Consider the following 22,589-nt stretch of genomic DNA (forward strand, 5'->3'; position numbering starts at 1 on the left):
ACAGCCATTTAAACGCAACCTCTGATCGACCCCACGGTCGTATCAGCAGCTATTGACCGAACAAAGGCTTCCCATGAGTGAAGATGCACAAGATGTCGTACTGATCGTCGAAGATGACCCTTCGATCCTGATGGTGTTGTCGGCCTACCTGTCGGGTGAGGGTTACCGGGTATTGCAGGCCGAAAACGGCGAGCAGGCGTTCGAGATTCTGGCGAGCAAGCCGCATCTGGACATGATGATCACCGACTTCCGCCTGCCAGGCGGGATCTCCGGCGTGCAGATCGCCGAACCCGCCGTGAAACTGCGGCCCGAGCTCAAAGTGATTTTCATCAGCGGCTACCCGCAGGAAATCCGCGAGACCGACAGTCCGATCACGCGCACGGCGCCGATTCTGGCCAAGCCGTTTGATCTGGATGTGTTGCAGGAAATGATGCAGGACATGCTGTCCTGAGCATGGCTCGACAGGTTGTCGCAGACCTTGTAGGAGCCGGCTTGCTGGCGATGGCGTAAGTTCTGACACTGCGCGTTATCGTTGTTCGCGGGCGAGCCTCGCTCCTACAATGCTGCGTCGTTCAGCAGAGTGAAGGTTGCCCCGATCCTGTAGGAGCCAGCTTACTGGCGATGGCGACCGCAAGATCAACGATGATTTAAAGCCCTTGCTGCAGGGCGGGATCATCCGGATTGAGCTGTTCAAGTTGCGCCAACAGAATCTGCACGTTTTGCAGTTGCCCGCTTTCTTTCCAGTAGTTGATCAACAACACCCGTGCCTTGCGGTCGGCCGGATGGCGCTGGACGATTTCCTGCAACTGTTTCTGCGCCGCTTCCAGCTCTTGTTCGCCGTGTAGCGTGGTGGCGAGGTCGTAGCGGTAATCCTTGTTGTCTGGTTCCAGTTCCACGGCTTTGGACAAGCCGAGCAGGGCGAACTCGCTCTGCCCGTGATGCAGCAACCAGAGCCCCAGTGCATGTTGCAGGTAGGCGGAATCGGGTTGAGCCTTCAATTGTTTGGCCAATAGCAACCGGGCGGCTTCGCCTTGGCCCTGTTTGTCCAGCACCTCGATCTGCATCACCAGTGCTGGCAGATTGTCAGGCGCAAGGCGCAAAGTGTTCTCCAGCGCCTGTTGCGCCGCCTTGAATTCGCCGTTGTGCAGATGCAACCGGGCCAATTGGTACTGGTTGTCCGCGCTGTCGGGCGCACTCGTGAGCACCTGCTCCCACGCGTCGATCGCCTGCTGCAACGGCCCAAAGTACAAACCAAGGTCGTCCGGCGACAGTCCCAGCAATGCGTTCACGGCGGCAAACCGCACGCTTTGTTCGCTGTCATCGAGCAACGGGCCCAACAGCAGGCTGCGTTGCCCGCTGGGGACTAAACCGCTGATGCTTTTGATCGCAGCGATGCGCACCTCGGCCGCCGGGTGTTGCAGGTCTGCGTCCGCCAGTTTCAGGGCGAGCGGGCTGGGATAATTGGGCAGTTCGGCATGCAGCCAGATGCGGCGTTTGGGCGAAATGTCAGGGCGACCCAATTGCTGGTACAAAACCCGCGCTGCGCCCGGTTGCCCGGCCCGTGCCTGGGTCAGCGCTTCGCTGAAACCGCGCTTGATCGCCTCCGGCACCACGGGCGTTGTGCTGCGCAGTAACAGCCACGCAAGGCCGATGGCAAACAGGACGCAGAGGCTGATGATCAGGTAACGGCGGGACTGGGGCATGCAGGAATCCGGGAGCTGGCAAGCTTTTGCAAGGGTGCCAGCTTCGGTCAGGCCGGGCCGTGAGTCAAACCCTGAGGTCATCCGGCAGCGAATTGTCAGTATTTTTCCTACAAGTGCTGTCGACACTGAAACCCTGTCGAGCCGCCGAAGCAGTGACTACGCTTGCTGGAGATGACTCGATGAGCGTTCCCATGCAACCGCTGCTTCAATACTTCAAGGCAATACTCAACCCTGGCCCAGGGGTGGTGTTGTTCGCCTTGAGAACCATCGCGGCCGGGCTGTTGACGCTGTACCTGGCGTTCCTGTTCGACCTCGACCAACCCAAGTGGTCGATCATGGCGGTGGTCATTGTCAGTCAACCATTGGGCGGAATGGCCCTGGCCCGCAGTTTCGGTCAGGTCATCGGCACCACACTCGGGGCCGTCGTCGCGGTGGTGATCATGGCGATTTTTCCCCAGGCGCCGTTGCCTTTCATCGTGACCCTGGCCCTGTGGCTGGCGTTGTGTACCGCTGGCGGCACCTTGTTGCGCTACACCAGTTCCCAGGCATTTGTCTTGAGCGGCTACACGGCGGTGGTCGTGGCACTGCTGGCAGTCCCTGATCAGGACGGCACGTTCCTGTTGGCCGTGACCCGCGTCACCGAAACCTTGTTGGCGGTGGCCTGCGTGTGTGTGGTCAGTCTGCTCACCGCGCGCCCGGAAACCGTGGCCCGGGACTATTTCGCCAAAATCGATCAAGTCATCAAGCTGCTGGCAACCCATGCCGCTGCGGTCATTCGCACCGAAGAAAGCGAGGCTGACTTTCACCGCCGGCAGATGCAACTGCTGGGGGAAATCAGCGCCCTCGAAGGCGTGCGCCGGCATTTGTATTTCGACGCGCCACGGTTACGCAGCGCCAATGGTCTCGTGCAGCTACTGGGCAATCAGCTCGTGCTGCTGACCTCGCGGCTGACGGCGCTGCGTCACCAGCGAGAACTGTTGACCGAGCGTTGGAAAGGGGCATTACCCGAGGAAATTCAGCGTTTGCGCGCCGAAGAGCTGGCCTTCCTTGATCAACTGGCCCTGCAAGGGCGCTCGCTGTCGAGCGAGGCGCGGCACCATTTCGCGGCGCTGCAACAGCGTTTCGATGATCAGGCCTACAAGGCTGAACAACTCACCGAGACGATGCCTGCCACATTGCGCTCCCTGGCCTGGGCACTGCGTTGGGAGCAGGCCCGGATGTTGGAGCAACTGGGGCAGATGCTGGAGCTGAGTGACGCGATCCAGGAAGAGCGTGCGGCCAGTAGCGTCTTTCGCGGACAGGATAATCCGTTGCATCTGGACTTTACGCTGGCGGCAATGAATGCAATCCGCGCCTTTACTGCGTTGGTGGTGGCCGGGTTCATCTGGATCGAGACCGGTTGGGACGGGGCTCGGGGCGGGATGATTGTGGTGGGGATTCTCTGTTCGCTGATGGCGACTTTCCCCCGGCCATTACTGGCCAGCCAGAGCTTTGCCAGGGGGTTGGGTCTGTCGTTGGTGGTATCGGCGCTCTACCTGTTCTTGCTGATTCCGATGATCAATGGCTTCGAGCTGCTGGCCTTGCTGCTCGCGCCGTTGCTGTATGCCGTCGCGGTGGGGCTGTCGAGCCCGCCAACCACCGGCACCGGCATCGGCCTCGGATTGACGACGATGCTGTTGCTGGGCCCGCAAAACGTCGGCGTCGGGCAAAACACCGCGATTCAGTGGTTCGAGTTTGCCGGCGCCTATATCAGTGCCGCCGCACTCGCTCTCAGTGTCTATGCCCTGATCTTCCCGTTCCGGCCCGTCTTGCGGATGCGTCGGCTGTTCAATGAGAACTGCCAGCAGGTCTACGCTTTGCTGAAGACCCCGGCCACCGACGAGCAACAATTTGCGTTTGAAAGCCGCATGGTCGACCGCCTGACCATGATGTTGGGGTTGTTGCCTGCCATCAGTGACAAGCACTCCAGAGACCTGTTTGAAGTCAGTCTCGGGTGCATGGCACTGGGCGTGGCATTGAATCAACTCAGGCAACAGGCGCAAAGCAACACGTTGCTGAGTACGGATCAATTGAACCGTTTGCTGGCGGCGGTCCGCGAAACAGGGCGATTGATTGCCGGGCGCGCCGGGATCGACGTTGAACGGTTGCTGGAGAACCTGCATGTCCTGGGTGATGAAATGGACGACTTGCATCTGGACGTTCATGAACACCTGTGGTCGGTCTTCAGGATGCGCGTGGCGCTATTGATTGTGGTGTCGTTTCTGGAGCGATATCGCGCCTGGTTTCAACCCGCCAAACAGGAAGGAGACCCCATCCTTGCCCATTGACCTGGAAGTAGGCGGCGTCTATTTGCCGCCGATCGCGCAGGCGCTGCTGCTGGCCCTGCCGATTTTCCTGCTGCTGGACTGGACCTTGCGCCGCCTCGGTGTGTTGCGGTTCGTCTGGCACGAAGCCTTGTTCGAAGGTGCGTTGTACGCCTGCGTTTGCGCGACGCTGATTCTGGTGATGGGAGCTTGATGCCTTGAAGAAGATCCTTGCCCGGCTCACAACGGTGGCGGTGGTGCTGCTGGCCTTTGTGCTCGGCTGGTTCGCCTGGGAGCATTACACACGCGCACCCTGGACTCGCGATGCACGGGTGCGGGCTGATGTGGTGACCTTGTCCGCCGATGTCTCGGGGCGCATTGTCACGTTGAGGGTTCAGGACAATCAGCATGTCGATAAGGGCCAGTTACTGCTGGAGATCGACCCGGCTCGCTACGTCCTCGCAGTGGAGCATGCCAAGCGTTCGGTGGAGGTTTCGAAGGCTACTCTCGGCCAATCCGAAGCAACGATTGTCGCCAGCGAAGCGCTGCTGCGCCAGCGTCAGAGTGAAGAGCGCCGGCGGCGCACGCTCAAGCAACGCTTCGCGATTTCGGGCGAAGAATGGGAAAAGTCCAGCACAGAGGTGGCGGTAGCACAGGCCGAGTTGCTGCGTAATCAGGCCAACCTGGGGCTGGCGCAGGCCAATGTGCAATTGGCCGTCGCGGCCTTGACCCAAGCGGAACTGGATCTGCAGCGTACCCGGGTCGAAGCGCCCGTCAGCGGTTACGTCACCAACCTGCTGACCCGACAGGGCGACTATGCCGCGGCCGGGGGCGCATTGCTGGCGTTGGTGGACAGCGACTCGTTTTATGTCAGCGGCTATTTCGAAGAAACCAAGCTGCCGAGAATCGGGGAGGGTGATCGGGTCAGGATCGAATTGATGAGCGGCGAAACCTTCGGCGGCACGGTGCAAAGCATTGCCTTCGCCATCGCTGACCGCGAGAACCTGCCCGGCGGCCGTTTGCTGGCCAACATCAACCCCAGTTACACCTGGGTCAAACTGGCGCAACGGGTGCCGGTGCGGATAAAAATCGACGCCGACTATGCCGGCAAAGACAAATTGCGGGCGGGGACAACGGCCACCGTGACCGTGCAGGAAACCCGCAATGCCCAAGATCACCGCTAATCCTTTGTGAGAGCGGGCTTGCCCGCGATAGCGGTGGATCAGTCACCACTCATGTTGAATGTGCGGCCGTCATCGCGGGCAAGCCCGCTCCCACAGGGACTCTGGTAATTTCACTAATCATGCTGGCAAAAAAAAGCCCCGCAACCGAATGAGGCGCAGGGCTAAAAAATTGGTTGGTTGCGACCAGCCAAAAGAGCTCTATAACGTGTTACTTGCTGGCGACCGTCTCTGGTTGCCAACCGCCACCCAGGGCCTTGTAGATCGCGACGATGCCGCGATACAGATCGACTTCGGCCTGGGCCTGAGTGTCTTCCGCCGCCAAACGTTCGCGTTGGGCATCGAGCAGGACAAGGAAGTCCGCCGTGCCTTCGCGGTAGCGAATTTCAGCCAGGTCGGCTGCCGCGCGGCTTGATTCACTCTGACGAATCAGCGAAATCAGGCGTTGCTGGCGTTTGCCGTAATCACTGAAGGCGTTTTCCGATTCTTCCAGCGCCAGTAACACTTGCTGCTCGTAAGTCGCCAGAGCGCCTTCGGCATCGGCATCGGCGCCGCGCAAACGAGCGCGCACGCTGCCCAGGTCGAATGCGGCCCAGGTAATGCTTGGGCCAAGTGCCCAGGCGTTGGCCGCCGAGGAACCGATCTGCGAACCACGTCCGGCGGTCCAGCCGAGGAAGCCGCTGAGGCTGACTCGCGGGAACAGATCCGCCTTGGCCACGCCAATACGCGCCGTGGCCGAAGCCAGTTTGCGCTCGGCGCTGAGAACATCCGGACGACGCTGCAGCAGTTCGCCCGGATTACCAATCGGCAGTGCCTTGGCAATCGCCGGCAAGTCTTTCGGGCTCAAGTCGACGGTCAGTTTGTCCGGACGTTCACCCAACAAGGTGGCGATACGGTTTTTCTGCCGAACCTGTTCGGCCTGCAATTGCGGCACGCTGGCTTCGACAGACGCCAGGCGTGCGTCGGCGCGGACCACATCGAGCTGATCGCCGACGCCGGCATCGCGCAGGCTTTCGGTGATCTTGCGCGACTCCTGCTGGTTGTTCAGGTTGGCCAGGGCAATTTTTTCCCGCAGTTGCGCACCGCGCAGCTGACCGTAGGCGTCCACCAGCTCAGCAATCATGGTGACTTGCAGTTGGTATAGATCCGCTTCGGCCGCTTGCTGTTCGGCGTCGCTGGATTCCAGGTTGCGCTGGATGCGACCAAACAGGTCCAGTTCCCAGGCCATGTCCAGACCCAGGTCATAGCGTTCGCTATTGACCCGTTTGGTGGTCTGGCCCGGAATCTGGCCTTTGCCCAGATCACTGCTGACGCGACTGGTGATGGTCGGCATGGCGTCATTGCTGACGTCATCGCGGATCGCCCGGGCTGCTTTCCAGCGAGCGAAGGCGACGCGCAAATCACGGTTACCTTGCAGCGACTGCGTCACCAACTGGTTGAGGGTCGGGTCTTCAAACTGCTGCCACCAGATGCCTTCGAAACGCGAGCGGTCGAAGTTTTTCTGACCGGCAGCGCCATCGGTGGCGGTGGTGATGTTCGCCGGTTCAGTGGCCGGGGTCTTGTAGTCCGGGCCGACGGCACAGGCACTCAGGGCCAGTACCAGCAGGCTCGGCAGGAAGGCTTTCAGGCTCATTGTTGCGCCTCCAGTTTCAGGGCCTTGGCCGCTTTGCGTTTCTCACCGCGCTCCACAAAGTTACGAATCAGTACGTAGAACACCGGCGTCAGCAACAGACCGAAGAAAGTCACCCCGAGCATCCCGGAGAACACGGCCACACCCATGGCGTGACGCATTTCAGCACCGGCACCGCTGGAGAACACCAGTGGCACCACACCCATGATGAACGCGAAGGAGGTCATCAGAATCGGCCGCAGACGCAGGCGGCACGCTTCCAATACCGCCGCGAGCGGGCTGAGACCTTCGTCCTGCTGTTTGTCCTTGGCAAACTCGACGATCAGAATCGCGTTCTTACAGGCCAGTCCCACCAGTACGATCAAGCCGATCTGGGTGAAGATGTTGTTGTCGCCTCCCGAAGCAATCACACCGGTGATGGCCGACAGCAGGGTCATCGGTACGATCAGGATCACCGCCAGTGGCAGGCTCCAGCTTTCGTACTGCGCTGCGAGTACCAGGAACGCCAGCAATACGCAGAGCGGGAACACGAACAGTGCGGTGTTGCCGGACAGAATCTGCTGGTAGGTCAGGTCGGTCCATTCGTAGGTCATGCCGTTCGGCAGTTCTTCCTTGAGCAGTTTCTCGATGGCTTTTTCGGCCTGGCCGGAGCTGTAGCCTGGGGCTGCCGCACCGTTGATTTCAGCGGTGATGAAGCCGTTGTAGTGCATTACGCGGTCCGGGCCCGAGGTGTCGCTGACCTTGATGAAGGTCGCCAGCGGGATCATCTCGCCTTTGTTGTTACGCACTTTCAGCTGACCGATCTGGTCAGGTTCGAGGCGGAACTGCTGCTCGGCCTGGACGTTGACCTGATAGGTACGACCGAAGCGGTTGAAGTCGTTGGCATACAGCGAACCCAGGTAGATCTGCAGGGTGTCGAAGATGTCGCTGACGGCCACGCCGTGAGTCTTGGCTTTTTCCCGGTCGATGGCGGCATCGACTTGCGGCACGTTCACCGTGTAGCTGGTGAACAGGCCTGCCAGTTCCGGCACACCGTGGCTTTTGGTGATGATGTTCATGGTTTCTTTGTACAGCTCGTCGTAGCCCAGGTTGCCCCGGTCTTCGATCTGCAGGCGGAAACCACCGATGGTGCCCAGGCCTTGTACCGGCGGCGGCGGGAAGATCGCCATGTAGGCTTCCTGAATCCCGGCGAACTGGCCGTTCAATGCACCGGCAATCGCACCGGCGGACATGCTCGGGTCTTTACGCTCGTCGAACGGCTTCAGGGTCACGAACACGATGCCGGCGTTAGGGCTGTTGGTGAAACCGTTGATGGACAGGCCCGGGAACGCTACCGCACTTTCCACACCAGGCTGTTTCAGGGCCAGGTCGGACATGCGTTTGATCACGTCTTCAGTGCGGTCCAGGCTCGAAGCATCCGGCAATTGCGCGAAGGCCACCAAGTATTGCTTGTCCTGGCCAGGTACGAAACCGGTCGGGGTGCTGGAGAAACCGAAGAACGTCAGTACCATCAAGCCTGCATACAACAGCAAGGCAATACCGCTGCTGCGGATAACCCGGCCGACGGTGCCGACATAACTGTGGCTGGCCTTGTCGAAGAAGCGGTTGAACGGACGGAACAACCAGCCACCGAAGATCTTGTCGAGGACCTTGGAGAAACGGTCTTTCGGTGCGTCATGGCTTTTGAGCAACACGGCGGCCAGTGCCGGCGACAGAGTCAGCGAGTTGAAGGCCGAGATCACTGTCGAGATCGCGATGGTCAGGGCGAACTGTTTGTAGAACTGCCCGGTCAACCCGGAGATGAACGCCGCCGGGATAAACACTGCACACAGCACCAGCGCCGTGGCGATGATCGGACCGGTCACTTCACGCATGGCACGCTTGGTCGCTTCGACCGGCGTCAGTCCGAGTCCGATGTTTCGCTCGACGTTTTCCACCACCACGATGGCGTCGTCCACCACGATACCGATGGCCAATACCAGGCCGAACAGTGACAAGGCGTTCAGCGAGAAGCCGAACAAATGCATCACCGCAAACGTACCGATCAACGAAACCGGCACCGCCACCAACGGAATGATCGAGGCACGCCAGGTTTGCAGGAACAGGATCACTACCAGAACAACAAGAATCAGTGCTTCGAAGAGGGTGTGAACCACCGCTTCGATGGAGCCGCGCACGAAGATTGTCGGGTCATAGACGATGCTGAAGTCCATGCCTTCCGGGAAGCTCTTCTTCAGCTCCGCCATCTTGTCGCGCACTTCGTTGGAGATTTCGATCGCGTTGGAACCCGGACGCTGGAAGATCGGGATCGCCACCGCCGGCTGGTTGTTCAGCAAGGAACGCAGGGCGTATTGGCTGGAACCCAGCTCGACGCGCGCAATGTCTTTCAGACGGGTGATTTCACCGTTGTCGCCGGAGCGAATGATGATGTTCTCGAACTCTTCTTCGGAAACCAGACGACCCTGAGTGTTGACCGACAGCTGGAACGCGGTGGCATTCGGCGCAGGCGGGGCACCCAATGCACCGGCAGCGACTTGACGGTTTTGTTCGCGGATCGCGGTCACCACATCGGTCGCGGTCAGATTGCGCGAAGCGGTTTTGTTCGGATCGAGCCATACCCGCAGCGAGTAGTCGCCCATACCAAACAGCTGCACGTCACCGACACCGCCCAGGCGCGCCAGCTCATCCTTGATGTTGAGCAAGGCGTAGTTGGACAGGTAGAGCATGTCGTAGCGTTTGTCCGGCGAGGTCAAGTGCACGACCATGGTCAGGTCGGGCGATGCCTTGTCCACGGTAATACCGATGCGCGTCACTTCTTCTGGAAGTTTCGGCTCGGTGCGGGTCACGCGGTTCTGCACCTGCACCTGTGCGTTGTCCAGGTCGGTGCCCAGCGCGAAGGTGATGGTCAGGGTGATCTTGCCGTCAGCGGTGGACTGCGAGGACATGTACAGCATGTTCTCGACGCCGGTGATGGCTTGCTCCAGAGGAGCGGCCACGGTTTCACCGATGACTTTTGGGTTGGCGCCCGGGAAGTTGGCACGGACCACAACGGTCGGCGGCACGACTTCCGGGTATTCGCTGATCGGCAACTGGAACAGCGAGATGGCACCGGCGATCAGGATCAGCAGCGACAGCACCGCTGCAAAGATCGGCCGTGAAATGAAGAATTGGGAAAAATTCATCGGAGTCGTTATCCCTTAACCGCGTGGGGTTGCAGCAGCCAGTTTCACAACCGAACCCGGCGCGACCTTGGCAGGTGCGACTTGGGGCAGGTTGCTGGCTTCCAGCGCTTGTCGTTGTTGTGCGAGTGCCGCGAGGGTTTGCTCGCTGGCCATCGGGATCACTTCAGGGGTGACTGGCGAACCGGGACGTACCCGTTGCAGGCCCTTGACGATGATCGTGTCGTCCTTGTTCAGGCCGTTGCGCACGATGCGCAGACCTTCGATTTTCGGACCCAGCTCGACCGCGCGGTAGGCGGTTTTGTTGTCTGCATCCATCACCAGCACGAACTTTTTACCCAAGTCGGTACCGACCGCTTCATCGTTGATCAACACGGCGGAGTAGGTGCCGCTGCCGACCAGTTTCAAGCGGGCATACAAACCTGGGGTGTAGGTGCCATCGGTATTATCGAACACGGCGCGGCCACGGATGGTGCCGGTTTTCGGGTTGACCTGGTTGTCGACGAAGTTCATCACGCCCTGATGCGGGTTGCCGTCTTCGTTGGACAGGCCGAGGTAAACCGGAGTGGTTGCACCACGTTTGCCCTGGCGAGCGAGTTGGGTGTATTTGAGGAACACACGCTCGTCAGCGTCGAAGTAGGCGTAGACCTTGTCGGTAGACACGACGCTGGTCAGCGCGGTGGTATCGGCGGTCACCAGGTTGCCGGCGGTGATTTCGGCACGGCTGACACGGCCGCTGATCGGTGCGGTGACGCGGGTGAAGCTCAGGTTCAGTTTCGCCAGGTCCAGTTGTGCCTGGAGGGCACCGACCGCAGCGCGGGCTTCTTGTGCGGCACTCGTGCGCGAATCGGCCAGCTCGGCGGAAATCGCGTTGCTGGTACGCAGACGCTCACCGCGCTGGGCTTCGTTTTCGCTGCGGGTCGCGTTGGCGCGCGACTGAGCGACCAGCGCTTCGAGACGGCGGACCTCGGCCTGGAAGGGACGCGGGTCGATCTGGAACAGCAAGTCGCCTTTCTTGACCAGCGCGCCTTCGGTGAAGGCAACGTCATCGATCTGACCGGAGACCCGTGGACGAATCTCTACCGTTTCCGGCGCTTCAAGGCGCCCGGTGAATTCGTCCCACTCATTGACCGGTTGTTCCAGCACCTTGGCGACGCTGACTTTCGCCGCAGGCATGGTCGCGGCAGACTCCGGAGCCTTGCCGCAAGCGCTCATCACCACTACGGCCAGCAGGGCCAACGGGAAGCGCAAATGTTTGAGTGACTGTTCCATGGATGCATCCGCCAATGTATTGAGATGGGCGGATGATGCTCGGCGGGTTGGTATCGCACGAATCGAATGAAGCGAAGGTAACTATCATTCGGAATGATATGAGCGCCGGGCGAGCCCTCTAGCATGCGCCTCGGGTTGGAACGCGATCAATGTGTTTGACGGCAATTCTGTGTTGCGGGGAATGCAAGGAATCGGAGTGGGACCGAGTTGCTCCCTTCGCGGGCAAGTCGGATCGCCGCACCGCTCGCTCCTACAGGCAGTTGCGTATTCCTGTAGGAGCGAGGCTTGCCCGCGAAGAGGCCATCGGCGCCAATAGAAGATCAGGATCAGGCCAGACTATCCGGATCCCCAAAAAACATCTGAATCCGCGACCTTAACCAACGCTCACCCGGATCATTGTCCTGCGACCCACGCCAGGCCATGTGCAATTCAAAGCTGCGCACCGGCAACGGCGGGTCTTCCGCACGCACACCGCCCGCTGCCGTCAACGCGTCAGCCGTGTAATCCGGCACCGTCGCGACGATATCCGTCCCGCTGAGGAGCGTGCTGAGTCCGTTGAACTGCGGCACCGCGAGTACCACGTGACGTTTGCGCCCGAGCTTTTCCAGTTCCTCGTCGATAAAGCCGCTCAAGTCACCGGCGAACGACACCAGCGCATGGGGGCGGGCGCAGAAATCATCCAGGCTCAATGGGCCCGGCACTGTATCGGCACGCAACAGTTTGGGCATGCTGCGGCGCAGCACTTTACGCTTGGCGTTGGCCGGCAGGTCGGCGGTGTAGCTGACGCCGATTGAAATCTCGCCCGAGGCCAGCAGGCTCGGCATCAGGATGTAGTTGGCCCGCCGGACCACCAGCACAATCCCTGGCGATTCGGCGCGCAGGCGTTTGAGCAGCATCGGCAACAAAGCGAACTCGACATCGTCCGACAGACCTATGCGGAACACCGCAGTACTGGTCGCCGGGTCGAATTCCGCTGCGCGGCTGACGGCCGTGGAAATCGAATCCAGGGCCGGGGAGAGCAGGGCGAAGATCTCCACCGCCCGCGCGGACGGTTCCATGCTGCGCCCGGTTCGCACGAACAATGGATCATCGAACAGCCCGCGCAGGCGCGAGAGCGCCGCACTGATCGCCGGCTGACCGAGGAACAATTTCTCCGCAGCGCGGGTCACACTGCGTTCGTGCATCAATGTTTCGAAAACGATCAACAGGTTCAGGTCGACACGACGCAGGTCATTACGATTCATCTGGAGTCCTGGCAGAGTCATCAAGCTTGACGAGAGCGGCCATATGAGAACAATGGCCGGCATGAATATTACGGGCAAAGGCTGCTACTCTGCACCGAGTAATTCAGTTTTCCTACAAAGGATGCTTCGGTTTCTTACGACATTTGAAGATGTCGCCGGCGCTGCGGAATCAATGACAGGCATGTCGACTATTAATAGCCACTGATGGTCTTGGGTAGAAAGCCCAGATAGAGTTCAGGGCATTAGAGGTTTCTTTGACGAGGTTTGCGATGTCCCGCACGATCCGTTTTCACAAGTTTGGTCCAGCCGAGGTGCTCAAATGCGAAGAGCATGCGGCCGCTCTCCCTGCACCGGGCGAAGTGCAGGTGCGCGTCGAGGCGATTGGCATCAGCTGGTACGACATACTCTGGCGCCAGAACCTGGCGTCCTCCCATGCTCGCTTGCCTTCAGGCCTTGGCCATGAAATGTCCGGCGTCGTGACGGCGGTTGGCGATGGTGTCGATGACCTGTCGGTTGGCGACAAGGTCGCCAGTTTCCCGGCTGAAAGTCCGAACGACTATCCCGTCTATGGCGAGCAAATCGTTCTGCCGCGCTCGGCATTGACCCGTTATCCGGACGTGCTGAGCCCGATTGAAGCGGCGGTGCACTACACGCCGCTGTTGATTGCTTACTTTGGCTATGCCGATCTGGCACGGGTCAAGCCTGGGCAATTTGCTCTGGTGACTGACGCAAGCCACTGCGCCGGGCCTTCATTCGTCCAATTGGGTAAAGCCTTGGGTGTACGGGTGATTGCCGCCACGAAAACGGCCGAAGAGCGTGAATACCTGCTGTCGCTGGGTGCCGAGAAAGTCATCGTCACCGAGGAAGAAGATCTGCTCATGCGGATCAACAAGATCACCGATAACCGCGGTGTCGATGTGGTGTTCGATGGCCTGGGCGGCCCGCAGATGTCGCTGCTCGGCGATGTGCTCGCTCCTCGCGGCAGCCTGGTGCTGTATGGCCTGCAAGGTGGTAACCAGACGCCATTCCCGGCCTGCGCAGCGTTCCAGAAGAACATTCAGTTCTTTGTACACTGCATCGGCAATTTCACCGGCAAGCCGGAGTTGGGCATCATTCAGGACCAGGTCGCACTGCAACGGGCCTTGCGCGACATCAACCAGATGACCGCCGATCGCGTGCTGCTGCCGCTCAAGACTCGGGTCTTCCCGTTTTCCGAGTTTGTCGAAGCACACCGCTACATGGACGAATGCCCATGCCGCGAGCGGGTCGCCCTTCAGGTCGAACCTGCGTAACAGCCCCTGAAAAAGTCCGTGCCTGCACGGACTTTTTTATTGCCCCTCGCAAAACATTGAGACGTCTCATCGATCTGTCGATGGGTCAGTTCAGCAACTGAACTGGTTTTTGCTCTCGATCTGTATCTTCTAATCAGCATCTAAGCCTTGATAATTGAATGATTACTTTCATCTCAAGGAATGAGTCATGTCTGGGTGTCAGGCTGATACTTTTCAACGCACATCGTTAATAGATATCCGACCAACAGTAAATATTTGCGCAGCTTTCAAAAAGATATGTGCGGCTTCTATCTTTATTTCTTGTGCTACCTATCTGTGGGACGTTGTCGGACATTTCCTAGGATGTTCTGTTAAGTCGCCAGATACCGGTGGTACGGGGCTTTGGCGTCGTCTGGTCTCGACGGGTGCAACGTCGGCGCTCAACCATTTCAAATAATTACCCAAAGTATAAGTGCTAGCATTTGACAATAATGTCCAGCACTTCATCCGTGTCAGACAATCCGCTGTGCAGTGCATATCGCTGTTTATGCAGTACTGAACTTACGAGCATCAGGTAAATAAAGATGACCCATATCCATGACCAGGCGATGAACTATGTCTATCAGCAAATGCTGCAACGCTTGCTGAGTTTTTTCTCTCGGGCCGAACGCACGGCATTGCAACTGATGATTCAGCGTCTGGTGGTCGCCGCGGGGGGCATGGAGCGCATTGGCGATTACAAGGTGCTGGCGATCCAGTCCGGCTCGCGGGACAGTTGCTACACCCTGGCGCTGCTGCGCGCCGCACAACTGAGCATTGCCGGCCGGGCGCCTGCCACGTTCCAGTTGCGCGTGGCCTCCCTGCGAATGAACGGTGCCAGCTCGATGGCTCAGGAAAACATCCATCGCAGCTACAGTTCGTTGTTTCTCTACGACGATCCACGGGTCGAAGTGCTGATGGTGGATAACCGCGAAGTGTTGCCGTTCAGCCACCCGGCACCGATCTCTGATGCCGGTCGAGAAGCCAATCGGCTCAATGTGCTGATGGTGGGCCACCGTCGAACCTGGAACGGGCCAATCGATCTGTGGGACGACGGCTATCTGGCGACCGGCGAGTTCTATGGGCAGATCGCGCGCTGGGACGGCGGCGTCGATGCCTTGGTCAGCAGTGACACGTCACGTCAGCAAAAGCAATTTCTCGAAGGCTTGAAGCGGGCGGCGGCCAAGGCTGGGCTCAAGACCTCCAGTCCGGTTGAAACAGGCTTCGATGAACTGTTCGCCTTGCTCGATGAGATCGGCAGTGACTGCTATCGCGCGTTTTATGCCGAACAGGGGCAGGCGGCATGGCGGCCGGCCGAGCGCTTCGAGGCCTGTCGCCGTACCACGTTTATCGACATTCACGACATGCTGGTCAGCAACCTCGAAGAGCGCTGGCCGCTGCTCACCGAGTTTCTCGGTTTTCAACCTGACGAACTGGCGGCTCAGCTCAGCGACAACGAATTCGTCAGCCTGTCGATATCCGCACACGTGCGGGGGCTGCAAGCATGCTTCGTGCACGGTCGCAGCTATGAAGCGGGTGTCGCCGAATACTTGCAACGGGCGTTGGTGATGATGCGCCGCAAGCGACTCCCGGAGCGGTTGTGCGAGCAAGCAGTGGCGGTCTTTGGTAACCCGGCGAGGCTGTCCGAACAGCGTGGGCTGGCTGCGGCCGAGGCGCAAAAAAACCTCGGTTTGACCGAGGCTCAGCTGGTATGTCTGCTCTTCGCTCCCTTTGTCGAAAACGGTGCTGCCCTTGAGCGTTTTCTGCGTCAGTGTCATCCCGGAATGCTGGTGGCGATGCCTGATTTGCACCGGGCAATGCAGGGCAATCCGGTGTCGGAGCAGATTCTGCAATGGATGGTCGACGTCAGCGGGTTGCCCGTCGGCCTGCTCGGCACACTCTACCGGATGGGGCCTGTGCCGGGGGCCGAGGGCAGGGTGGCTGACCCGGATGCTGATGGCGTGGACCTGCCATCGGAAGCCGTCGACTTTGGCGATGATGCCGCGGTGGCGGGTGAAGGGTCAGCGGGACATTGAAAGGACCACGCGAGACCGACTTTGCTTATCAGGCGGTGTACCGATACCTGACGCACCTGATCAATGAACCGGTCAGCGACACGCGCGTGCGCCTGCCGTCGTTGCGTCAGTTGGCGGATCGTTTGAGCGTGTCGATCTCGACGATTCAGTACGCGTATTCGTTGCTGGAGAAAGAAGGGCGCGTGTATTCGGTCGCCAAATCCGGCTATTACGCGTTGCCGGTGTCCGCTATCAACACGCCCGGCAATGGCAATGACCTGCTCGAAAGCGTTTATTTCAGTGCCAGGTGCCCAGGCATGCTGGTGTTGAGCGCCGATGAGCCGGCATTGTTGCAACCCCTCGACAGTCCGTTATTGCTGCTGGAACGGGAACTGCTGCGCCAGTATCCGCGCCAGCCGCAACCGCCTTCGCAGCCCTGCGGCGAACTGGAGCTGCGTACCGCCCTTGCAGCGCGTTACACCACAACACCGATACGCTGCTGGCATGCCGATGACGTTTACATTGGCGCCGATTTGCGCGGCGTCCTGGAAATACTGATCGCCGTGTTGAGCCTCAAAGACGCCGCGGTGGTCCTTGAGTCTCCGTGTGACTGGGCGATTCTGCGCTTGCTCCAGGCCGCCGATGTCCAGGTGATCGAGTTGCCGCTGCAAACCGATGGCGGGCTAGACGTCGAACAGCTCAAGGAGCTGCTGGAAACCCACCCGGTGCGGTTGGTCGTGCTGTCATCCGCTTTGAACATGCCGCGAGGCAGCCTCGCAGATGACGACAACCGGCGAGCCATTGCGCAGCTCCTCGAGCGACATGGCAGCTGGGTGTTGGAAAACGATTGCTACGGCGAACTCGAATTCGAACCGGGCGGCTTGCGGTTTCGTGATCTGCTCGACCCTGACCGGCTGATCGTGTTTTCCACGTTCGAGAAAATCATCGGCCCGGAAGCACCCTACGGCTTTCTGTTGTCGCGGCATTTCAGCGCCGAACTGCAGCGGCACTTTTTGCTGCGAGCCTTTCGCCTGTCGCCGATTCGCCAGAAAGCCATCGCCCGTTTGTACGGTAACGGACGGATCGATCAGCACCTTCATGTGCTGCGCAGGTTGCTCAAGGACCGCAAGGTGCAGATGACGCAGTTGCTGCAAGAGCGCCTGGGCGATGCCTTGCATTTTGTCGAGCCTCAGGGTGGGGCAACGATTTGGGTGCGCTCCCTGCGTCAGGTTGATGTGCGGCGGGTGTTTCAGCGCCTGCTCAAGCATCAGGTGGTGATTGCGCCGGGCGAGCTGTTCAGTTTGCAGGGCCTGCACACGCAGCACTTGCGCCTCAGTCACAGCTTTGGCGGTGATCATGATCTGGCCGCTGCACTGAGTCTGCTCGGCGATGCCTTGCGCCTGGAATCGGTAGACTGAGCATGTCCGCAAAACATCCTTTGCGTCCGTGGATCGATCCCATCGCGTTGCGGTCAAACTGCCAGTAAACTGCGTCCCTATTCCTGAACCACTCTATTCAGAGGTTTTGCATGACACTCAGTCCTTTTGCGGGCAAACCGGCACCGGCAGAGTTGTTGGTCGACATCCCGCGACTGGTAACGGCTTATTACACCGGCCAGCCCGATGCCGCGATCTCCACCCAGCGTGTCGCTTTCGGCACGTCCGGGCACCGAGGTAGCTCGTTCGACTTGAGTTTCAACGAATGGCACGTTCTGGCGATCAGCCAGGCGATCTGCCTGTACCGCGAAGCCCAGGGCATCGATGGTCCGCTGTTCGTCGGCATCGACACCCACGCGCTGTCCACCCCGGCGGGCGCCAGCGCCCTCGAAGTGCTGGCCGCCAACGGCGTGACGGTGATGATTGCCGAGGGTGACGAGTACACCCCGACACCAGCGATTTCCCACGCGATTCTCTGCTACAACCGTGGCCGCACCTCGGGCCTGGCAGACGGCATCGTCATCACGCCGTCTCATAACCCGCCGCAAAGCGGTGGCTACAAATACAACCCCACCAACGGTGGCCCGGCCGACACCCACATCACCAAGTGGATCGAAGCCAAGGCCAACGAACTGCTGGGCAACAAGCTCGCCGGCGTCAAGCGCATCAGCTACGAGCAGGCGCTGAAGGCCAGCACCACACACCGTCACGATTACCTCAACACCTATGTCGCCGACCTGATCAACGTGATCGACTTTGACGCTATCCGCGACGCCAAACTGCGTCTGGGCGTCGATCCGCTGGGCGGAGCAGGGGTGCGTTACTGGTCGGCGATTGCCGAGCATTACAAGCTGGATCTCGACGTGGTGAACACGCAGGTCGATCCGACCTTCCGCTTCATGACAGTCGACTGGGATGGTCAGATCCGCATGGACCCTTCGTCCAGCCACGCCATGCAAGGCCTGATCGGCCTGAAAGAGCGTTTTGACGTCGCGTTCGCCTGCGACCCGGATCACGATCGCCATGGCATCGTGACGCCGTCCGGTGGTTTGCTCGCGCCGAACAGCTACCTGGCAGTGTCCATCGACTACCTGTTCCAGAACCGCCCGCAATGGCGCGCCGATGCAGCCGTGGGTAAAACCGTGGTCAGCAGTGGCTTGATCGATCGCGTGGCCAAGCGTTTGGGCCGTCGTTTGTATGAAGTGCCGGTCGGTTTCAAATGGTTTGCGGACGGTCTGTTCGACGGCTCGCTGGGTTTTGGCGGCGAAGAAAGCGCCGGCGCCTCGTTCCTGCGCAAGGACGGTGGCGTGTGGAGCACTGACAAGGACGGCTTGATCCCGGCGCTGCTGGCCGCGGAAATGACCGCCCGCACCGGTCGCGACCCGAGCCAGGCGTATCGCGCGTTGACCGATGAACTGGGCGAACCGTTCTCGGTGCGGGTCGATGCCAAGGCCAATCCGCAACAGAAAGCGTTGCTGAGCAAGTTGTCGCCGGAGCAGGTCACGTCGACCCAGCTTGCGGGCGAAGCGATCCAGAGCATCCTCAGCCACGCGCCGGGTAATGACCAGGCGATCGGCGGTTTGAAAGTCATGACCGAAAACGGCTGGTTCGCGGCGCGTCCGTCGGGTACCGAAGACATCTACAAGATCTACGCCGAGAGTTTCGTCAGTGACGAACACCTCAAGCAGTTGGTTGCCGAAGCTCAAACATTGGTGGATGGCGCTATTTCTGCGAAATAAGTGAGGGCCCATTCGCGGGCAAGCCTCGCTCCTACAAGAGCCTGTAGGAGCGAGGCTTGCCCGCGAAGGCGTCAGTAAAGCCATCGGCAAAAAAAGGGGCGACTATGACAGTCGCCCCTTTTTTTGCCCGGCATTTACCCAATCAAGCCAGGTCCACCAAAACAATCTCACTGTCTTCAATGGCCGTCACGCGCAACACCTGCTCATCAGCCACCGCAACACCATCTCGAGCTTGTGCTCGCAAGCCATTGACTTCAATCACGCCCGTCGCCGGAACCAGGTAAGCACGGCGGCCATTGTCCAGACGATACTCCGCAGACTCGCCAGCCTTCAGGTTTGCCGCAACCAGGCGCGCATCCGCACGGATCCGCAGGCTTTGATCGTCGCCGGCCTTGCCGCTGGCCAGGGTCACGAAGCCTTCGCGTTGGCCTCTAGGGAACGGTTTCGCACCCCAGGACGGTGCCAGGCCTGTCTCGTTCGGGATGATCCAGATCTGGAAGATTCTGGTTTCAGTCGCTTCCAGGTTGTACTCACTGTGGGCGATCCCGGTGCCGGCGCTCATGACCTGCACGTCGCCTGCTTCGGTGCGGCCCTTGTTGCCGAGGTTGTCCTCGTGGGTAATCGCACCTTCACGGACATACGTGATGATTTCCATGTCCCGGTGCGGGTGTTTCGGGAAACCGGTACCCGAGGCGATCACGTCGTCGTTCCACACCCGCAGGTTGCCCCAGTTCATGCGTTTGGGGTCGTGGTATTCGGCAAACGAAAAGTGGTGATGAGCATCCAGCCAGCCATGGTGGGCGCCGCCCAGGGAGTTGAAGGGTCTGAGTTCGAGCATGATCGTCTCCTGAAAGGGGTGGTTTATGGCGAGCATCATCTATCAGGCACTGATCGATAAAAAGCGTAAAAAATGCCTCAATACAATCGAATAAACTGATATCAAATCACTTCGAAACATTCTCATCCAGCCTTCACTTCATCGCATAAGCCAATGACCTGTAAGCATTTCACTAGAACTGAACGGCAAATGCAGACACCATAGCCCTCAACAGCCTCACACCCTGGAGTCAGCCCGCGTGCCGCAACACACCCCCGATCTTCCTCCTGAACTTCGTCCCCTGGCCGAAATGCCGCTGCTCAAGCGCCTGGCCGCCCGATTCTTTGGCCACGGGCTGACGCGTCTGCGTGCACAACATCGGGCGTCATGGCTGCATGGCCAGGCCGACGGTTTTCGCAGCGGTCACAGCGCCGGGGTGGATTACGGCTATAAGGAAGGCAAGCTCGAAGGGTTGGAGGAAGGTCGGCAGGTGTTGCTGATTCGTGACTCGCGCTCCACCGAACACCGGCCCCCCAACGTCGATGACAACCTGTTCGACGACTGGCGTTTGCCGTTGAGCGCCGAGCTGAAGAAGCGCATGAAAGCCGATGTCGCTCGTTTGCTCGCGCCGCACGCTCAACCCAGCGCCGCGCAGTGGAAAATGATCTTCAGCGATACGCCGTCGACGTCGGTCATCGCCGGCGCGGGGGCGGGCAAGTCGACCACCCTGGTGCTGCGTATTTTGCTGCTGACCCACTATCTGGGCTTCGAGCTGAGCTCAATGACCGTCGTGACCTTTACACGGGAGTCGCGCAAGGACTTCATTAACAAACTGATCGAGATGTTTGCGCTCTGGGGGCGGCCGCTCGGTTTCAAGGAGGCGCGGGACCTGGTGCGCACCTTCCATTCGCGAATCCTGCCCATGGTGCGCAGCCTGCCGGGCTTCGAGCGGCTGCAAGCGTTCGAAAACCTCAGCAACCGTGTGCAAGGCGCTGATGAGGAGGCCGACAGCAATCCTTTCGACTTGCGCATCAACGACGCCCAGCGTCAGCAGCTCAACGCCTGCTATCACAACCTGCACACGCGTGATGAGCGCTTTCGCGAACTGATCAAGCCGTTGTCGCGTCATGCCTTGCAGCTCAAGGAGCTGGAGCGCGATCACCCGGACGTACAGAAACGCATGGCCGTGACCGAGCTGGCCGCGAAGCGTGATGAAGAGCTGTGCGACTTGATTGAAGATTTGTGGTTTCGCGCGGGTGCCTGGCCCATCAAAGGCATCGAGCCCAATCGCCAGTCGTTTGATATCAACGGCTCGACCTTTCATTGCCATGGCTATATCCCGAGCCTGGACGCGTGGGTCGTGCTGGGCTTTGATCCTCGGGAAAACCCGCAAGTCAGCCGCCCTAATGCCAAGCTCAGCGTCCGCGCGGAATGGGCAGTAAAGCGAACCCTGTTTCAAGCTTTCTGTCGTAAGCCGTTGATATGGCTAGATAGTTATGAGGCTTCAAAGCGTGTTTTGGCCTCCCTTGCAGGCGATGCCAGTGCCGGGCCGGGGTTTGATTACAAGGTCAAGGGCGAGCTCGGTTCCGCGCCGTTGCTGGACTGTTTTGTCGCGGCGGCCGGGTTCATCGAAAACCTTGGCCTGGATGTTCCGAATGCCGTGGGCCAGATGAGTTTCGCCAAGGACGACCCGGACCGGTTTTTCTTCGAGGCCTTGAGCCTGTTCTGGCGAGCCCTGGAAGATCATCTGCTGGATCAGAAGCCGCCGGTGATGACCTACAACCGCATGTTCGCTTTGTTCAGCGAGCACTCCCCGGAAAACCAGAAGCTGTTGAGCGATGAACTGCTGCGACCGCTGTCGCACCTGATGATCGACGAATTTCAGGACGTATCGCCGCAGATTGTCTCCTGGATTCGTGCCAGCCTCGCCGAGATTCGCAGTCGTGGCCCGGCCATGCACGTGGGACGTGGTGCTCAGCGTTCGTCGCTGCTGTGCGTGGGCGATGACTGGCAGTCCATTTATGGATGGCGCGGCAGTTCGCCGACTTATTTCATGGAGTTCAACAAGGAGTTCCCTTCGCCGAGCACGACCAGGGTCATGCTCAGCGACAACTATCGCAGCCATCAACACATCATCGATGCCGCCGAACACATCGTACGCGCCGCGCCGGCCATCGCCGGAAAGAAGGCCAAGGCCAGTGGCGAGTCGAAAGCGCTGCTGCCAGTCAACGTGCTCGATCGGGACGATCAAGGCTTGGCCAAGCGGTTGATGGAGCACTACAGACAGGGCGACACAATCTTGATGCTTTATCGAAAAAGCAGCGATAAGTCATTGATAGAAGAGCATATTAAGTCTGTAGTTAATGTAGATTCGAGCTTGCCGTACGAGTCGCGACGACTGAAGCAGTTGACCTATCACAGCGCCAAGGGCCTTCAAGCCGACGCTGTGTTCCTGCTGGGAGACTGTCAGCACCTGACCAGCTCGCCGTACAAGAATCAGGTTTACCGCATGGCGGGTCTGGGCAAGGCTGGTGACAACGAAGCTTACGATAACGCGCAAAAAGACGAGATTCTGCGGCTGGCCTATGTTGGCATCACCCGGGCGGTCAGCCATTGCTACTGGTATGTCGATGGCCAGGACACCCAGGCGGCGAACATGCCCAAGGCTTCCGACCGGATCGGCAAGGGCAAGGCGTTCTTTGCCGATCACCGGGGCAAGACATCGGCGTAAACCCGTACTCACAAAAAAGCCCACAAGAT

Annotated in this window: 15 protein-coding genes; 9 read left to right on the forward strand and 6 right to left on the reverse strand. The window is 59.6% G+C overall.

Annotated features, from left to right (window positions below; all coding sequences use genetic code 11):
• Window positions 1-73 precede the first annotated feature (73 nt).
• Window positions 74-451 carry a response regulator gene (locus tag ACYZUC_RS04765; RefSeq protein ID WP_461993950.1) on the forward strand — a complete coding sequence of 126 codons (378 nt, stop codon included), beginning with the start codon at window positions 74-76 and terminating at the stop codon, window positions 449-451.
• 196 nt (window positions 452-647) lie between these two features.
• On the opposite strand, the gene ACYZUC_RS04770 is transcribed toward ACYZUC_RS04765, so the two are convergent.
• Window positions 648-1,703, reverse strand: coding sequence for a tetratricopeptide repeat protein (locus ACYZUC_RS04770; RefSeq protein ID WP_461993951.1), 1,056 nt, complete (start codon window positions 1,701-1,703; stop codon window positions 648-650).
• A 179-nt stretch (window positions 1,704-1,882) separates the two neighbouring features.
• Here ACYZUC_RS04770 and ACYZUC_RS04775 point away from each other — a divergent pair, with 179 nt between their 5' ends.
• Genes ACYZUC_RS04775 through ACYZUC_RS04785 form a run of 3 tightly spaced genes read left to right on the forward strand, consistent with a single transcriptional unit; the run spans window position 1,883 to window position 5,190 of the window.
• The gene (locus ACYZUC_RS04775; RefSeq protein ID WP_461993953.1) at window positions 1,883-4,030 is read left to right on the forward strand and encodes an FUSC family protein; all 2,148 of its coding nucleotides are present in this window, start codon (window positions 1,883-1,885) and stop codon (window positions 4,028-4,030) included.
• Complete coding sequence (locus ACYZUC_RS04780; RefSeq protein WP_008026537.1) at window positions 4,020-4,220, forward strand: DUF1656 domain-containing protein; 201 nt, start codon at window positions 4,020-4,022, stop codon at window positions 4,218-4,220. Before ACYZUC_RS04775 ends, ACYZUC_RS04780 begins: the two co-directional genes overlap by 11 nt.
• A 4-nt stretch (window positions 4,221-4,224) precedes the next feature.
• Window positions 4,225-5,190 (forward strand): HlyD family efflux transporter periplasmic adaptor subunit, encoded by a 966-nt coding sequence (locus ACYZUC_RS04785; RefSeq protein ID WP_461993955.1) that lies wholly within the window; start codon window positions 4,225-4,227, stop codon window positions 5,188-5,190.
• Window positions 5,191-5,398: 208 nt separating this feature from the next.
• On the opposite strand, the gene ACYZUC_RS04790 is transcribed toward ACYZUC_RS04785, so the two are convergent.
• The 4 genes from ACYZUC_RS04790 to ACYZUC_RS04805 all read right to left on the reverse strand — a co-directional run bounded on the left by ACYZUC_RS04790 (window position 5,399) and on the right by ACYZUC_RS04805 (window position 12,512).
• The gene (locus ACYZUC_RS04790; RefSeq protein WP_461993957.1) at window positions 5,399-6,820 is read right to left on the reverse strand and encodes an efflux transporter outer membrane subunit; all 1,422 of its coding nucleotides are present in this window, start codon (window positions 6,818-6,820) and stop codon (window positions 5,399-5,401) included.
• Window positions 6,817-9,999, reverse strand: a complete 3,183-nt coding sequence (locus ACYZUC_RS04795; RefSeq protein WP_461993958.1) for an efflux RND transporter permease subunit — start codon at window positions 9,997-9,999, stop codon at window positions 6,817-6,819. Before ACYZUC_RS04795 ends, ACYZUC_RS04790 begins: the two co-directional genes overlap by 4 nt.
• A gap of 15 nt (window positions 10,000-10,014) precedes the next feature.
• The gene (gene mexE, locus ACYZUC_RS04800; protein WP_461993959.1) at window positions 10,015-11,268 is read right to left on the reverse strand and encodes a multidrug efflux RND transporter periplasmic adaptor subunit MexE; all 1,254 of its coding nucleotides are present in this window, start codon (window positions 11,266-11,268) and stop codon (window positions 10,015-10,017) included.
• A 326-nt stretch (window positions 11,269-11,594) separates the two neighbouring features.
• A complete protein-coding gene (locus ACYZUC_RS04805) occupies window positions 11,595-12,512 on the reverse strand; it encodes a LysR family transcriptional regulator (RefSeq protein ID WP_008026287.1) in 918 nt (305 codons plus the stop codon).
• Window positions 12,513-12,781: 269 nt separating this feature from the next.
• Between ACYZUC_RS04805 and ACYZUC_RS04810 the strand changes: the two genes are divergently transcribed.
• The 4 genes from ACYZUC_RS04810 to pgm all read left to right on the forward strand — a co-directional run bounded on the left by ACYZUC_RS04810 (window position 12,782) and on the right by pgm (window position 19,012).
• Entirely contained in the window at window positions 12,782-13,804 is a 1,023-nt protein-coding gene (locus tag ACYZUC_RS04810; RefSeq protein ID WP_461993962.1) for a zinc-dependent alcohol dehydrogenase family protein, read from the forward strand.
• 563 nt (window positions 13,805-14,367) lie between these two features.
• Window positions 14,368-15,858 (forward strand): hypothetical protein, encoded by a 1,491-nt coding sequence (locus ACYZUC_RS04815; RefSeq protein ID WP_461993964.1) that lies wholly within the window; start codon window positions 14,368-14,370, stop codon window positions 15,856-15,858.
• Window positions 15,855-17,255: an aminotransferase-like domain-containing protein gene (locus tag ACYZUC_RS04820; RefSeq protein ID WP_461993965.1), complete on the forward strand. Its 1,401-nt coding sequence runs from the start codon at window positions 15,855-15,857 to the stop codon at window positions 17,253-17,255. Before ACYZUC_RS04815 ends, ACYZUC_RS04820 begins: the two co-directional genes overlap by 4 nt.
• A gap of 110 nt (window positions 17,256-17,365) precedes the next feature.
• Window positions 17,366-19,012 carry a phosphoglucomutase (alpha-D-glucose-1,6-bisphosphate-dependent) gene (pgm, locus tag ACYZUC_RS04825; RefSeq protein ID WP_192416332.1) on the forward strand — a complete coding sequence of 549 codons (1,647 nt, stop codon included), beginning with the start codon at window positions 17,366-17,368 and terminating at the stop codon, window positions 19,010-19,012.
• Between the two features lie 142 nt (window positions 19,013-19,154).
• Here the strand turns inward: pgm and ACYZUC_RS04830 are convergent, their stop codons facing one another.
• Complete coding sequence (locus ACYZUC_RS04830; RefSeq protein WP_461993967.1) at window positions 19,155-19,850, reverse strand: pirin family protein; 696 nt, start codon at window positions 19,848-19,850, stop codon at window positions 19,155-19,157.
• Between the two features lie 238 nt (window positions 19,851-20,088).
• Here ACYZUC_RS04830 and ACYZUC_RS04835 point away from each other — a divergent pair, with 238 nt between their 5' ends.
• Complete coding sequence (locus ACYZUC_RS04835; RefSeq protein WP_461993969.1) at window positions 20,089-22,560, forward strand: UvrD-helicase domain-containing protein; 2,472 nt, start codon at window positions 20,089-20,091, stop codon at window positions 22,558-22,560.
• The last annotated feature ends 29 nt before the right edge of the window (window positions 22,561-22,589 follow it).

The sequence above is a fragment of the Pseudomonas sp. GT1P32 genome (assembly GCF_054897805.1).